Below are 13,971 nucleotides of genomic sequence, written 5' to 3' on the forward strand. Positions count from 1 at the left end.
GCTGTCGTACGCTCCGCACACACCCTCATCTGATACACCGTCAGAAACCTTGGGAGGCGGCGGAATGCGGCTCGGACTCGCTCTCGGATACTGGGGCCGCGGCCCGAACCCCGCCCATCTGGACCTGGCCCGCGAGGCCGAGGAGCTGGGCTACGCCTCCGTATGGACGGCCGAGGCCTGGGGCTCGGACGCCTTCACCCCGCTGACCTGGATCGCCGCCCACACCTCCCGGATCCGGCTGGGCACCGCGATCGCGCAGATGGCGGCCCGCACCCCGACCGCCACCGCGATGCACGCGCTCACCCTCGACCACCTCTCCGGCGGCCGGATGATGCTGGGCCTCGGACTCTCCGGCCCCCAGGTCGTGGAGGGCTGGTACGGCCGCCCCTTCCCCCGCAGCCCCCTCACCGCGACCCGCGAGTACGTGGACGTGGTCCGCCAGGTCCTGCGCCGCGAGGCCCCGGTGACCCTGGACGGCCGCTTCCACACCCACCCGTACACCGGCCCCGACGCCACCGGCCTCGGCAAACCCCTGAAGCCCATCACCCACCCCCTGCGCGCCGGTCTCCCCCTGCTCCTGGGCGCCGAGGGCCCCAAGAACATCGCCCAGACCACCCGCATCGCCGACGGCTGGCTCCCCCTGTACTGGTCCCCGACCCGCACCGACGTCTACGAGGCCTCGCTCACCGGACTCCCCGAGGACTTCATGATCGCCCCCATGGTCCGGGCCCACGTCTGCGACGACGTCGCCGAGGGCCTGCTGCCGGTGAAGGCGATGCTCGGCTTCTACATCGGCGGCATGGGCGCCGCCGCCCGCAACTTCCACGCCGACCTGATGGCCCGCATGGGCTACGAGGACGAGGCCCGGCGCATCCAGAAGCTCTTCCTGGAGGGCCGCAAACAGGAGGCGGTCCTGGCCGTCCCGGACGCGTTCGCCGACGAGATCTCCCTCGTCGGCCCGCGCGACCGCATCGCGGAGCGACTGACCGCCTGGCGCTCCGGCCCGGTCACCGACCTCCTGGTCACGGCCCCGGACCCGCACACGCTCCGGGTGCTGGCGGAGCTCAACGCGTAACGTTCGGCGACACGTCCCACGGGCCCGACCGGCTCACCGCGTCCACTCCAGCACCCGGTCCGCCGACCACGTCGTGACCACACGCTCCGCCGGAACCCCGCACTCCTCCGCACGGGCGCACCCGTAGACCTGCCAGTCGAGTTGCCCGGGGGCGTGGGCGTCGGTGTCGATCGCGAAGAGGCATCCGGCGGCGACCGCCTCGCGCAGCAACCGCCGGGGCGGGTCCAGCCGTTCGGGCCGGCTGTTGATCTCCACGGCGGTGCCCGACTCCGCGCAGGCGGCGAAGACCGCGTCCGCGTCGAACCGGGATTCCGGGCGGCCCCGGCCGCTGACCAGGCGCCCGGTGCAGTGGCCGAGGACGTCGGCCCGGGGATGGCGTACGGCGGCGAGGAGCCGACGCGTCATCGGGGCGGGATCCATCCGCAGCTTGGAGTGGACCGACACCACCACGAGGTCGAGCCGTTCCAGCAACTCGTCCTCCTGATCGAGGCTGCCGTCCGGGTTGATGTCGCACTCGATGCCGGTGAGCAGCCGGAACGGCGCCCAGCGGGCGTTGAGTTCGGCCACCTCGTCGAGCTGCCGCCGCAGCCGCTCGGGCGACAGCCCCCGTGCGACCTTCAGCCGGGGCGAGTGGTCGGTGAGCACCGCCCAGTCGTGCCCCAACGCGGCGGCGGCCCGCCCCATCTCCTCGATCGTGCTGCCCCCGTCCGACCAGTCGGAGTGCAGATGGCAGTCCCCGCGCAACGCCGCGCGCAGTTCTTCGCCGCCCTCGGCGAGTGGCCCGCTGTACGCGGGATCGTCCTCCAGGTCCGCCAGATAGCCGGGGACCTCTCCGGCCACCGCCTCCCGCACGACCTGCGCGGTACGGGGCCCGATCCCCTTCACCCGCTGCAGCGACCCGTCCACGACCCGCCGCACCGCTTCCCCGTCCCCCATCGCGGCAACGGTCCGGGCGGCCGTCCGGAACGCCTGCACGCGATACGTATCCGCCCGCCCCCGCTCCAGCAGAAACGCAACGCGCTCCAGGGCCTCGACGGGGTCCACGGGCACCTCCTGGACGGGCGGGACGGGCTGCCCGTCCAGCTTGACCCAGGCCGGTGCGGGCCGCACATGGGCGGCGCGGCCGGTCCCGGTCAGCCGAACGAGGACCGCTCCAGCCAGAAGTCCAGGAGCTCCGCGTCGCCCAGGACCTCGACGCGGTCGCTGCCGGGGGCCAGTCGGCGGTTGAAGACGAGCATCAGGTCGGTGAGCGGGCCGCGCAGGGCGACCGTGGCCTTGGCGTGGGCGCGGCGCCAGGTGAAGCCGTCGTCGGTGAGCTCGATGAGCCATTCCGCGTCGGGGACGTCGGTGGCGTGGAGATGGAGGGAGCGGCCGGCGCCGCGGAGTTCGGCGGCCTCCTCGTCGCCCTCGGCCTGGGCGAAGGAGACGATCTGCAGCCATTCGTCGATGGTGTCCGCGGCCAGTTCGGGCGAGACCGCGTACGGCACGTTCGCGGCGAGGGCCGCGTCCGCGAGGTGGACGACGGTCTCCAGTGCCATGCGGCGGGCCCAGAAGCCCGCGCTGGCGTCCCAGGACCAGGACCAGACCTCGGCCCCGGCGCCTGCCTCGCGCAGGGCCGTCGCGGTGCCGGCCGCACCGGCCGCGAGCCAGGCGTCGAGGACGGCGGGGTCGTCGCTCGCGGGCGTGAAGTCGGGGATCTTCTCCTCCGGGAGCTCCTCGGTGGCCCGGGTGCGGACGATCTCACCCGCCCAGCGGTGGGCGCCGCCCACGTGGACGGCGAGGTCGCGCAGGGTCCACTCGGGGCACGTCGGCACGTGGGCGTCGAGGTCGGCGCCGTTCAGCGTCCGGCGCAGCTCGTCCGTCAGCCGCTCAATCGCGGTGCAGTAGTGCTCATGTGAAAGAAGATCCATTGTCGCACCCTAGTGCGACGGCGGCCCGGCCCACACGTGGTTATCCGCCCAGTTGCGCGGTGGACGGCACCTTGTCCTTCACCTCGGCGCCCGCGCTCCTCCCGGCGTCCTTGACGCTGTTGATGACGCCCTCGAAGAGCCCGATCTCGCCCGCGCCCGCCTCGCCCTTGCGGAGCTTGGTGCCGAGGCCCTTCAGCGATTCGATGGAGGCCGTCAGCGGGGCGACGGCCTTTGACAGGAGCGGATCGCCCTTGGCGTTGTCGGAGGCGGCCTTGAGGCGGTTGTACGCGAAGGCGCCCGCGAGGCCCGCCTTGACCAGGGCGAAGGTCCGCCCGTCGGCGCCCTTCTTGAACCTGCCCGCGCGGTACGGCTTGACGATCCACTGGTACGTGGCGCCGGCCGCGAGCCCCGCGTTGGCGACGAACCGGGTCTTGGCGAACTTCTGCGCCTGGGCCGAGGACGTGCCGGTGGGCGAGACGGTGGTGCTCGCGTCACCGCCGCCGCTGCCGTCGTCGCTCCCGCACGCGGCGGCGCCCGCCAGCAGCGAACAGGTCAGCGCCAGTGCCACGAGGAGGCGGCGGAGCGGCGTGGAACGGGGCACGGCTGGCCTCCCTGGCCGGGGCGTCCGGTGCCGGTCGCGGCACTCCCCGTCAGGCTGGCCGCGGCGCGGCGCCCCCGCCACCCGGGAGCGCCGTCCGGGTTCCCCCCGAGTGCCGCCCGGGTTCCGTCCGCGTATTCGTCCGGGGTTTCGTCCGGCCGGACCGGGCAACCCGGAACACATGTCCTACAGACGAGGCAACGGAAGCGGCACCGCGGCACGCGTCATCGTCGCGGTCGCCGACGTCATGGCGTTCATCATCGGCCTGTGGATCCTGATGTACCTGCTCGACGCCAACCGGGGCAACGAACTGGTGGAGTTCGTGCGGCACAGCGCCCGGTGGCTGGCGGGCTGGTCGTACGACCTGTTCACCTTCGACGCGGCCTGGGCCCGGGTGGTCTGCGGATACGGACTGGCCGCCGTCGTGTACCTGTTCATCGGTCACGCGGTGGCCGGCCGCATCCGGCGCTGAGGGCGGCCGGTCCTCAGCCTCCACAGCAGTCCGCCTCCAGGCCCCTCGGCAGCCGTTCGCCGCCGAAGACCGCCGTGGTCGCCTCGTCCCCGCCGAGCGCGGCCACGGCCAGCAGCAGGGCGCCCGCCGTCCAGGAGGTCTGCTCCTCGGGCCAGAACGCGCGGTTGCCCTCGAAGACGTAGCCCGTCCAGTAGAGGCCGCCCTCGTGGCGCAGGTGCTGGATGGCCTGGAGGATGTCCAGGGCCCGGTCGGACTCGCCGATCGCCCAGAGGGCCAGGGCCAGTTCGCAGCTCTCGCCGCCGGTGACCCAGGGGTTGGGGAGCACACAGCGCACCCCGAGGCCGGGGACGACGAAGCGGTCCCAGCCCTCCTCGATGCGGCGGGCGGCCCGGGGGCCGGTGACGGCGCCGCCGAGGACCGGGTAGTACCAGTCCATCGAGTAGCGGCTCTTGTCGAGGAAGCGCTCGGGGTGGCTGCGGATGGCGTGGCCGAGCTGCCCGGTGGCCAGTTCCCAGTCGGGCTGGGGCTCCTCGCGGCGTTCGGCGAGGGCCAGCGCGCAGCGCAGGGCCTGGTAGACCGAGGAGGAGCCGGTGAGCAGGGCGTCGGTCACCGGGGTGCCGTCGTCCTCGCGCTTCCAGCCGATCTGGCCGCCGGGCTGCTGGAGGCGCAGGACGAACTCGACGGCGGCGTAGACCGTCGGCCACATGCGGTCGACGAAGGCGTCGTCGCCGGTGGCGAGGTAGTGGTGCCAGACGCCGACGGCGACGTACGCGCAGAAGTTGGTCTCCCGGGCCCGGTCGGTGGGGCGCCCGGGGTCCCCGTCGTGGTAGGCGGCGTACCAGGAGCCGTCCTCGTTCTGGTGGCGGGCGAGCCAGGCGTAGGCGCGTTCGGCGGCGGCGTGCTCGCCGGCCGCGTCCAGGGCCATGGCGGCCTCGGTGTGGTCCCACGGGTCGAGGTGGTGGCCGCGGAACCACGGCAGGGCGCCGTCCTCGCGCTGCACGGCCAGCAGGGCGGCGACGGTCTCGGCGGCCTGCGCGGCGGTGAGGACCCCGGGCAGGACGAGGTGTTCGGTCCGCTCGGGAAGACTCACGCCTCGGCCTCGGCGGCCGCCGCGGGCAGGTGGGGCTTGGTCGCGTAGGCCACGAAGCTCTTGCCGACGACCGGGTTGAGCAGCTGCTCGGTGATCCGGGTCAGGGCGGGCTTCTTCATGATGTCCCAGACGAGGAGCTTGTGGTACGCCTTCACCGGCAGCGCCTGGTCGTTGTCCACGCCGAAGGCGCACTTCAGCCACCAGTACGGGGCGTGCAGGGCGTGGGCGTGGTGGGTGCCGTACGGCTTGAGCCCGGCCTCGCGCATTTTGCCGAGCAGTTCGTCGGCCTTGTAGATGCGGATGTGGCCGCCCTCGACCTCGTGGTACGCGTCGGAGAGCGTCCAGCAGACCTTCTCGGGGCCGTAGCGCGGCACGGTGACGGCGATCCGGCCGCCGGGCCGCAGCACCCGGACCATTTCGGCGAGGACGCCCTTGTCGTCGGGGATGTGCTCCATGACCTCGGAGATGATCACGACGTCGAAGGAGGCGTCGGGGAAGGGAAGGTTGAGCGCGTCGCCCTCCATCGCGGTGGCGGTGGCGCCCTCGGGGGCCTCGCCGGCCTCCTTCATCGCGGCGAACCACTTCGCGACCTCGCGGATCTCCTCGCCGTTCCGGTCGAGCGCCACCACCTGGGCGCCGCGCCGGTAGCACTCGAAGGCGTGGCGTCCGGCGCCGCAGCCCAGGTCGAGCACTCGGTCGCCTGCGGCGAGCGGGAAGCGGGTGAAGTCCACGGTCAGCACGAATGCCTGCTTTCGCGGTCGAGGGGGTTCGAGTCGGGGTGGGGTACGGGTCAGGAGGCCCGGACGGGCCCTGGCGGGCGCGGCGGGGTCACCGCCGGCCGCCGGGGCCGGTGGCGGCGCGGGCGGCGATCGCCTCGCGGTAGAGCGCGGCGGTACCGATCGCCGCCTGCTTCCAGGTGAACCGGGCGAGGACCCGTTCACGGCCGGCCGCCCCGAGCCGGGTGCGCAGCTCCGGGTCGGCGAGGAGTCGGCCGAGCGCGTCGGCGAGGGCGCCGGGGTCGGCGGGCGGCACGGCCAGACAGGTCTCGCCGTCGGGCCCCGCGACCTCGGGGATCGCGCCTCCGGTGGTGGCGACGAGCGGGGTGCCGGTGGCCATGGCCTCGGCGGCGGGCAGCGAGAAGCCCTCGTACAGGGAGGGGACGCAGGCGATCTGGGCGCCGCGGACCAGGTCGACGAGTTCGGTGTCGCTGATGCCCTTGACGAACTCCACGGCGTCGGCGAGCCCGTGGCGTTCGATGGCGCGGGCGACGGGCCCGTCCTCGGCGCGGCGGCCGACGACCACGAGATGGGCGGCCGGGTGGCTGGTGCGCAGTTTGGCGAGGGCGTCGACGAGGTGGACCAGGCCCTTGAGCGGGACATCGGCGCTGGAGGTGGTGACGATGCGGCCGGGGACCTCGGGGACGGCGGGGTCGGGCGACCAGAGGTCGGTGTCGGCGCCGATGTGGACGACCCGGACACGTCGGGCGTCGACGCCGAGGTGGTCGACGATCTCCTGCTTGGAGGAGCCGGAGACGGTGAGCACGGACGGCAGCCGGCGGGCGACGCGCTTCTGCATGCGGGTGAAGGCGTACCAGCGGCGTACGGAGGCGCGGCGGCGGCGGTTCGGGGCGGCGTCCAGGTCGAGCCGGCGGTCCACGGTGATGGGGTGGTGGATCGTGGTGACGAGGGGGGCGCCGAGGTCGGCGAGGAGCCCGTAGCCCAGCGTCTGGTTGTCGTGGACCACGTCGAACTCGCCGCGCCGGGCGGCGAGATGACGGCGGGCGCGGAGCGAGAAGGTGAGGGGCTCGGGGAAGCCGCCGGTCCACATGGTGGCGACCTCGGTGGCGTCGATCCAGTCCCGGTACTCCCCGCGCTTCGGAGTGCGGAAGGGGTCGGGCTGGCGGTAGAGGTCCAGGCTCGGCAGTTCGGTGAGCGGGACGCCCTCGTCGAGGACCGGGTAGGGCTGGGCGCCGATCACCTCGACGCTGTGGCCGAGCCGGGCCAGTTCGCGGGAGAGGTGGCGGACGTAGACGCCCTGGCCGCCGCAGAAGGGGTTGCCCTTGTAGCTGAGGAGGGCGATGCGCAGGGGCCGGTCACCGCCGGCGTCGGCGGCGTGCGTGGCGGCGCCCGCGCGGGGGCCCGACTCTATGGCCTCTGCGGTCACACTCGGCCCCCTTCTCGCTGGCGTGTTCGCCGGAGCGTAACCGCTCGCGCTAATCTAGAACAAGTTACAGTCCGACGGCGAACGAAGGGCGGCACCGGAGCGGATCGTTTAACGGGCTACGAATCTACCGGCAAGTAGCAACGGTGCAACGGCCGGATCAGGTGATTCGCGCCACGGCACACACCCTGGCATGCTGTGCGCCGCCGCACCGGCCGCCGGGCCCCGCGGCCGCGGGGAGAAGCACGGGGATGGAAGACATGACAGCGGAAGCCAGACCGGCATCGCCGCCCCTGACGGAACGCCAGGAGGCCCGCCGCCGCCGCATCCTGCACGCCAGCGCCCAGCTCGCCAGCCGGGGCGGCTTCGAGGCCGTCCAGATGCGTGAGGTCGCGGAGGCCGCCGGGGTCGCCCTGGGCACCCTCTACCGCTACTTCCCGTCCAAGGTCCACCTCCTGGTCGCCACCATGCAGGACCAGCTCCAGCACATGCACGGCACGCTGCGCAAACGGCCCCCGACCGGCGACAACGCGGCGGACCGGGTCGCCGACACCCTCATGCGGGCCTTCCGCGCGATGCAGCGCGAACCGCATCTGGCGGACGCCATGGTGCGCGCCCTGACCTTCGCGGACCGCAGCGTCAGCCCCGAGGTGGACACCGTCTCCCGGCTGACCACGGCGATCATCCTGGACGCCATGGGGCTGGACCGGCCGACGCCGGAGCAGCTCTCGGCCGTCCGGGTGATCGAGCACACCTGGCACTCGGCGCTGATCACCTGGCTCTCCGGCCGGGCCTCCATCGCCCAGGTGAAGATCGACATCGAGACGGTCTGCCGACTGATCGATCTGACCGCCCCCGATCCGGCCGGCTGATCCCCCCGGGCGCCGCCCATGTGCGGCGCCCACACGTGGCGGGGGCCAGGTGGGGTGCCCTGCACCATATCGACGACGGCGCGGTGTTCATACGGTTCGGCGACATCACAGGAACACGCCGAGGAGCCGGTCACCATGCGCCGCACAGCCAGCAGATCCCGCAGACCCCGCACGGGCCTCCGTACCGTCGCCGTCCTGGCCGCAGCCGGACTGCTGCTGACCGGCTGCACCGCCGCCGGCAAGGCGGGCGACTCCGGCTCGGGGAAGTCCGCCGACGACGCCGCCGTCAAGGTCGGTCTGGTCTACTCCCGCACCGGGCTCCTCGCGGACTACGGCAAGCAGTACCGCGACGGCTTCATGGCGGGCCTGGACTACGCGACCAAGGGCACCGGCAAGGCCGCCGGCCACCGCATCGAGGTCACCGAGCAGGACGACGCGGGCGACCCGGGCAAGGCCGTCGCCGCCGCCAAGAACCTGATCGGCAAGGGCTACAAGGTGCTGGCCGGCACCACCGACTCCGGCGTCGCCCTCCAGATGGCCCCGCTCGCCGCGCAGAACAAGGTCCTCTACGTCAGCGGCCCGGCGGCCACCGACGCGGTGACCGGCATCAACGACTACACCTTCCGCTCGGGCCGCCAGTCCTACCAGGACATCCTGACGGCCGGGACGATGCTGGGCGACGCCACGGGCAAGAAGGTCACCGTGCTCGCCCAGGACTCCACCTTCGGCCAGGCCAACGTGGCCGCCGTCAAGGCGGTGCTCGGCGCCAAGGGCGCGAAGGTCGGCTCGGTGCTCGCCCCTCCCAGCGCCACGGACCTCACCCCCTTCGCCCGCCAGGTCAAGGCGGGCGGCCCCGACCTCGTCTTCGTCGCCTGGGCCGGCTCCACCGCCCCCGCGCTGTGGACCGCGCTGGACCAGCAGGGCGTGCTGGGCGGCGGCAAGGTCGTCACCGGTCTCGCGGGCACCGCCTCCTACCCGGTGTTCGGGGCGGCGGGCTCCAAGGTGTCGTTCCTGGCGCACTACTTCCCGGGCGCCGGCGGCGGCAACCCGGTGGAGAAGGCCATGCTCGACGCGGTGACGAAGGCGGGCGGCACCCCCGACCTGTTCACCCCGGACGGCTTCACCGCCGCGCAGATGATCGTCCACGCCGTCGAGGCGGGCGCCACCGACCCGGCCGCGATGGTCAAGGCCCTGGAGGGCTGGAGCTTCGACGGGGCCAAGGGGAGGACGCAGGTACGGGCCGAGGACCACGCCCTGCTCCAGCCGATGTTCACGGCCCGGCTGACCGGCAAGGGCGCCGCCCTCGAGCCGGAGCTGGTGAAGACGGAGCCGATGGAGACCGTCACCCCGCCCGTGAAGCCCTCGGCGGGCTGACCGGTGACCGCACCGCACGCACCGGACCACCGGGACGGTCCGGCGACGGCCGCCGCCCCGGTACTCCGGCTGAACGGAATCGGCTGGAGCGTCGGCGGCGCCACCATCGTCCAGGACGTCTCCTTCGAGGTCCGCGAGGGCGAGTTCCTCGCCTTCATCGGCCCCAACGGGGCGGGCAAGACCTCGCTGTTCAACCTGATCAGCGGGGTCACCCTGCCCACCGCCGGGACCCTCGCCCTGGACGGCGCGGACCTCACGGACCGGCCCGCGCACGAACGCGCCCGCCGCGGCCTCGGCCGCACCTTCCAGACCTCCAGCCTCTGGCCCGCGATGTCGGTCGCCGACCACGTCCGGCTGGCCGCGCAGGCCGCCCGGGGCGGCTCGTACCGCGTCTGGCGGCGGGCCCAACGCTTCACCGCCGAGGTCGACGGCGTCCTGGAACGCACCGGGCTGGCCCACCGCGCCGCCGCGACCGCCGCCGCACTCTCGCACGGCGAGAAGCGGAAGCTGGAGCTGGCCGTGCTGCTGGTGGGCGAGCCCCGGCTGATGCTGCTCGACGAGCCGATGGCCGGGGTGAGCGCCGAGGAGGTCCCCGCGCTCACCGAACTGATCCGCACCCTGCACCGGGACGAGGGACGCACGGTCCTGATGGTCGAACACCACATGGACGTCCTGCTCGGTCTCGCCGACCGGCTCGCCGTGATGCACCACGGGCGGCTGCTCGCCCTGGACACCCCGGAGGCGGTCACCGCCGACGCGACCGTGCAGCAGGCCTACCTCGGGGAGGGGCTGTGACGGAACACCCCCTGCTGGACGTGCGGGACCTGCGGGTCCTCATCGGCGGCCGGCACATCCTGCACGGCGTCGACCTGGACGTCCGCGCCCACGGCGTCACCGCGCTGCTCGGCCGCAACGGCGCCGGGAAGACCACCACCGTCCGGGGCGTCCTCGGCCTCGTCCCGCGCACCGGCAGTATCCGGTTCGACGGCGAGGAGACCGCGGGACTGCCCACGCACGCGCTGGTCCGGCGCGGTATCGGCTACGCCCCCGAGGACCGGGGGATCTTCGCCGGGCTGACCGTGGCGGAGAACCTGCGGCTGGCCGAACGGCGCGGGGCGGGCGAGCCCGACTATCCGCTGGTCCACGAGCTGTTCCCGGAACTCAAGGCACGGGCACGGCAGTTGGCGGGCACGCTGTCGGGCGGCCAGCAGCAGATGGTCGCCATCGGCCGGACCCTGCTCAACACCAACCGGCTGATCATCGCGGACGAGCCCACCAAGGGCCTCGCCCCGAAGGTGGTCACGGAGGTGGCGCAGGTGCTGGAACGGGCCGCCGAGGCGGTTCCGGTGCTGCTCGTGGAGCAGAACCTCGCCGTCGTCCGCCGGCTGGCCCGGCACTGCGTGGTGCTGGCCGACGGCCGGACCGCCCACCGGGGCCCCGCCGACGAGCTGCTCGGCGACGCGGAGGCGGCCCGCCGGCTGCTCGGCGTGGGCCACGGCCCGCTGACACCCACCGCGGAGGCGGATTCCTGATGTCCACGTTCGTCCTGCTCACCATGACCGGACTCGGTCTGGGAGCCCTCTACTTCCTCATCGCGTCCGGACTCTCGCTGATCTTCGGCCTGATGGACGTCCTCAACTTCGCGCACGGGGCGCTGCTCTCCATCGGCGCGTACGGCACCTGGTGGGCCGCCTCCGGGAATCTGCCCGGTGCGGGCCCCGGCGGCGCCGGCTTCGTGCTCGCGGTGCTGTTCGGCACGGCGGTGGGCACCGCCGCCGCCGTACTGCTCGAACTCGCCGTGGTCCGCCCGCTCTACACCCGGCCCCGCGAACAGGTGCTCGCCACCGTCGGGGTGGGGCTCGCCGTCCCCGCGCTGCTGTCGGGCATCTGGGGCTCGGACGCCCGGACCTTCCCCGGTCCGAAGGCGCTGTCCGGCACCTTCGGGCTGCTGGGCGCACAGGTGCCCGTCAACCGGCTGGTGCTGGTGGCGGCGGCCGTCGTGGTCCTGGTGGCGCTGCGGCTCTTCCTCGGCCGGACCCGGCACGGGCTGGTCGTCCGGGCCGGGGTCGAGGACCGGGCCATGGTCACCGCGCTCGGCATCGACGTCCGCAGGGCGTTCACCCTGGTCTTCGCGATCGGGGGGTGCGCGGCGGCCCTCGGCGGGGCGCTGGGCGGGCTGTACTTCGGCTCGGTCGACCCCCGGCAGGGCACCTCGCTGCTGATCTTCGCCTTCGTCGTCGTGGTCACCGGCGGCATGGGGTCGGTGACCGGGGCCGCCGCGGCGTCCGTCGTCATCGGCCTGGTCCAGCAGTTCGCCAACTACTACACCGCGGCGGGGCTCGGCGATCTCGCGGTCGTCGTCCTGCTCGCCGCGCTGCTGCTGATCCGCCCGCGCGGACTGACGGGGAGGCTCGCGTGAGCACCGCCACCGAGACACACGACCGTACCGCCGCCGGGCCCGCGCCGGGTCCTTCGGCCGGCCGCGGGACGCCCCGGATGCTGCGCTGGTGGCCGGCCGCCGTGCTGCTGGTGCTGGCCGTCGCCCCGTTCAGCGCCGTTCCGGTGCCGGGGCTGCTGGACGGCCCGCTCGGCAGCGCGGGCAGCCTCCAGCTGCTGGCCACCTGCCTGCTGTTCGGGGCGCTGGCCACCGGGTACGACCTGCTGCTCGGGCGCACCGGACTGCTCTCGTTCGGCCATGCCCTGTACTTCGCGGCGGGCAGCTACGCCACCAATCTGTTCCTGCTGGACGCGGGGCTGCCGTTCGGGCTCGCCGCGGTGCTCGGTCTCCTCTTCGGGACCGCGCTGGCCGTGGCGCTGGGTTCGGTGAGCCTGCGCGTCACGGGGATCGGTTTCTCCATGGTGACGCTGGCCTTCGCCCAGGCGGGCTCGATCCTGGTGTCCCGCAACCCCGGCGGCGTCACCGGCGGCGAGGAGGGCCGGGCGGCCCCCGCCGATCTGCTGCCGTCCTGGCTCGTCGGCATCGACCACACGGCGAACCTCTACTGGGTCGCCCTCGCCTATCTCGTCCTCACCCTGGGCGTCGTGCACTGGGCGGTCCGCTCCCCCACGGGCCGGGTCTGGGAGGGCATCAAGGAGAACGAGCGCCGGGTGGAGGTGCTGGGGCTGAGGCCGTACGGGTTCAAGCTCGTGGCGTTCGTCCTGGCGGGCTCGCTCGCCGCGCTCGGCGGCATCGTGCATCTGCTGCTGACCGGCGGTTCGACCCCGCAGACGACCACTTCCGACTTCACCCTGTCGCTGCTGGTGATGGTGGTCCTCGGCGGCTCCGGGACCCGCTGGGGGCCGATGGTCGGCGGCATCCTCTACACCTGGGCGGACCACCGGCTCGGCGATCTGGCCGGTTCCGGCGCGGTCGCGGACCTGCCGGCGGTGCTCCGGGTGCCGCTCTCGCAGCCGTTGTTCCTGCTGGGCGTCGTGTTCGTGGCCGTGGTACATCTGCTGCCCGGCGGTCTGGCCCGGCTGCCGTCCAGGCTGCGGGCCGCCCTGCACCGGAAGGAGACCGGAGACCAGTGATTCCGTACGAGGAGACCGAAGTCGCCGTGCGCGGGGGCTCCCTGACCGCGCTGCGGTGGCCCGCCGACCGCCCGGACGCCCCGACCGTGGTGGCACTGCACGGCATCACCGCCAACGCGCTCTCCTGGGCCGCCGTGGCCCGCGCGCTGGCCGGCCGGGTCACCCTGGTCGCCCCGGACCTGCGCGGCCGGGCGGGCAGCGCCCATCTGCCCGGTCCGTACGGCATCGCCGCGCACGCGGACGACGCAGCCGCCCTGGCCGCCTCGCTGTCCCCGGGGCGGGTGGTGCTGGCCGGCCACTCGATGGGGGCGTTCACGGCGGCGCTCGCGGCGGTGCGCCATCCGGACCGCTTCGGCCCGCTGCTGCTGGTCGACGGCGGGGTGGGGTTCCCCGCGCCGACGCATCTGACCCCGGACGAACTGCTGACCGCGGTGATCGGTCCGGCGATGGATCGGCTGTCGATGACCTTTCCGGACCGGGACGCCTACCGGGCGTTCTGGCAGGCGCACCCGGCGTTCGCGGCCGGCTGGTCGCCGGAGGTGGACGCCTACGTCCAGCGCGATCTGACCGGCGAGGAGCCCGAGCTGCGCTCGTCGTGCCGGCTGGAGGCCATCCGCACGGACGGTGTCGGCCTGTTCGACGCGGAGGTCCTCTCGGCGGTCCGGAAGCTGCCCGTCGAGGCGACGCTGCTGTGGGCGGCGCGCGGGCTGATGGACGAGGAGCAGGGCCTGTACGACGAAGGGCGGCTGGCCGCCGCGGAGCTGGGCGGCACCCGGCTGGAGCCCGTCGCGGTCCCGGACGTCAACCACTACACGGTCCTCACGGGCGAGCGGGGCGCCCGTGAGGTCGCGGACCGTCTGGTGGCGTACGCGGGCGTCTGAGCCCCGGA

Annotated in this window: 15 protein-coding genes; 9 read left to right on the forward strand and 6 right to left on the reverse strand. The window is 73.7% G+C overall.

Features of this window, described 5'->3' with window-relative positions:
* Positions 1-64: 64 nt before the first annotated feature.
* Positions 65-1,075, forward strand: coding sequence for an LLM class F420-dependent oxidoreductase (locus ACFVDM_RS03720; protein WP_383632638.1), 1,011 nt, complete (start codon positions 65-67; stop codon positions 1,073-1,075).
* A 33-nt stretch (positions 1,076-1,108) separates the two neighbouring features.
* On the opposite strand, the gene ACFVDM_RS03725 is transcribed toward ACFVDM_RS03720, so the two are convergent.
* The 3 genes from ACFVDM_RS03725 to ACFVDM_RS03735 form a co-directional block, all read right to left on the reverse strand.
* Positions 1,109-2,119 (reverse strand): PHP domain-containing protein, encoded by a 1,011-nt coding sequence (locus tag ACFVDM_RS03725; RefSeq protein WP_383632641.1) that lies wholly within the window; start codon positions 2,117-2,119, stop codon positions 1,109-1,111.
* An 89-nt stretch (positions 2,120-2,208) separates the two neighbouring features.
* The gene (locus tag ACFVDM_RS03730; protein WP_383632644.1) at positions 2,209-2,985 is read right to left on the reverse strand and encodes a maleylpyruvate isomerase family mycothiol-dependent enzyme; all 777 of its coding nucleotides are present in this window, start codon (positions 2,983-2,985) and stop codon (positions 2,209-2,211) included.
* Positions 2,986-3,025: 40 nt separating this feature from the next.
* A complete protein-coding gene (locus ACFVDM_RS03735) occupies positions 3,026-3,586 on the reverse strand; it encodes a hypothetical protein (protein ID WP_383632647.1) in 561 nt (186 codons plus the stop codon).
* Between the two features lie 178 nt (positions 3,587-3,764).
* Between ACFVDM_RS03735 and ACFVDM_RS03740 the strand changes: the two genes are divergently transcribed.
* Positions 3,765-4,055 (forward strand): hypothetical protein, encoded by a 291-nt coding sequence (locus tag ACFVDM_RS03740; RefSeq protein WP_383632649.1) that lies wholly within the window; start codon positions 3,765-3,767, stop codon positions 4,053-4,055.
* Positions 4,056-4,068: 13 nt separating this feature from the next.
* Here ACFVDM_RS03740 and ACFVDM_RS03745 read toward each other — a convergent pair whose 3' ends face one another.
* From ACFVDM_RS03745 to ACFVDM_RS03755, 3 genes are all read right to left on the reverse strand, one after another.
* Complete coding sequence (locus ACFVDM_RS03745; RefSeq protein WP_383632652.1) at positions 4,069-5,145, reverse strand: prenyltransferase; 1,077 nt, start codon at positions 5,143-5,145, stop codon at positions 4,069-4,071.
* Entirely contained in the window at positions 5,142-5,885 is a 744-nt protein-coding gene (locus ACFVDM_RS03750; protein ID WP_383632654.1) for a class I SAM-dependent methyltransferase, read from the reverse strand. Before ACFVDM_RS03750 ends, ACFVDM_RS03745 begins: the two co-directional genes overlap by 4 nt.
* A gap of 88 nt (positions 5,886-5,973) precedes the next feature.
* On the reverse strand, positions 5,974-7,308 hold the full coding sequence (locus ACFVDM_RS03755; protein ID WP_383632656.1) for a glycosyltransferase family 4 protein: 1,335 nt from the start codon (positions 7,306-7,308) through the stop codon (positions 5,974-5,976).
* A 257-nt stretch (positions 7,309-7,565) separates the two neighbouring features.
* Here ACFVDM_RS03755 and ACFVDM_RS03760 point away from each other — a divergent pair, with 257 nt between their 5' ends.
* The 7 genes from ACFVDM_RS03760 (at position 7,566) to ACFVDM_RS03790 (ending at position 13,963) form a co-directional block, all read left to right on the forward strand.
* Complete coding sequence (locus ACFVDM_RS03760; protein ID WP_383632658.1) at positions 7,566-8,177, forward strand: TetR family transcriptional regulator; 612 nt, start codon at positions 7,566-7,568, stop codon at positions 8,175-8,177.
* A gap of 135 nt (positions 8,178-8,312) precedes the next feature.
* Positions 8,313-9,551, forward strand: a complete 1,239-nt coding sequence (locus ACFVDM_RS03765; RefSeq protein ID WP_383632661.1) for a substrate-binding domain-containing protein — start codon at positions 8,313-8,315, stop codon at positions 9,549-9,551.
* Positions 9,552-9,554: 3 nt separating this feature from the next.
* Positions 9,555-10,346, forward strand: coding sequence for an ABC transporter ATP-binding protein (locus ACFVDM_RS03770; RefSeq protein ID WP_383632664.1), 792 nt, complete (start codon positions 9,555-9,557; stop codon positions 10,344-10,346).
* Positions 10,343-11,083: an ABC transporter ATP-binding protein gene (locus tag ACFVDM_RS03775; RefSeq protein WP_383632667.1), complete on the forward strand. Its 741-nt coding sequence runs from the start codon at positions 10,343-10,345 to the stop codon at positions 11,081-11,083. The genes ACFVDM_RS03770 and ACFVDM_RS03775 overlap by 4 nt, the downstream gene beginning before the upstream one ends.
* Positions 11,083-11,970: a branched-chain amino acid ABC transporter permease gene (locus ACFVDM_RS03780; RefSeq protein WP_383632670.1), complete on the forward strand. Its 888-nt coding sequence runs from the start codon at positions 11,083-11,085 to the stop codon at positions 11,968-11,970. The genes ACFVDM_RS03775 and ACFVDM_RS03780 overlap by 1 nt, the downstream gene beginning before the upstream one ends.
* Entirely contained in the window at positions 11,967-13,082 is a 1,116-nt protein-coding gene (locus ACFVDM_RS03785) for a branched-chain amino acid ABC transporter permease (protein ID WP_383632673.1), read from the forward strand. Before ACFVDM_RS03780 ends, ACFVDM_RS03785 begins: the two co-directional genes overlap by 4 nt.
* Complete coding sequence (locus tag ACFVDM_RS03790) at positions 13,079-13,963, forward strand: alpha/beta fold hydrolase (protein ID WP_383632676.1); 885 nt, start codon at positions 13,079-13,081, stop codon at positions 13,961-13,963. The genes ACFVDM_RS03785 and ACFVDM_RS03790 overlap by 4 nt, the downstream gene beginning before the upstream one ends.
* Positions 13,964-13,971: the final 8 nt, after the last annotated feature.

This window comes from Streptomyces sp. NPDC057682 (assembly GCF_042799575.1).
Taxonomy (GTDB): Bacteria; Actinomycetota; Actinomycetes; order Streptomycetales; family Streptomycetaceae; genus Streptomyces.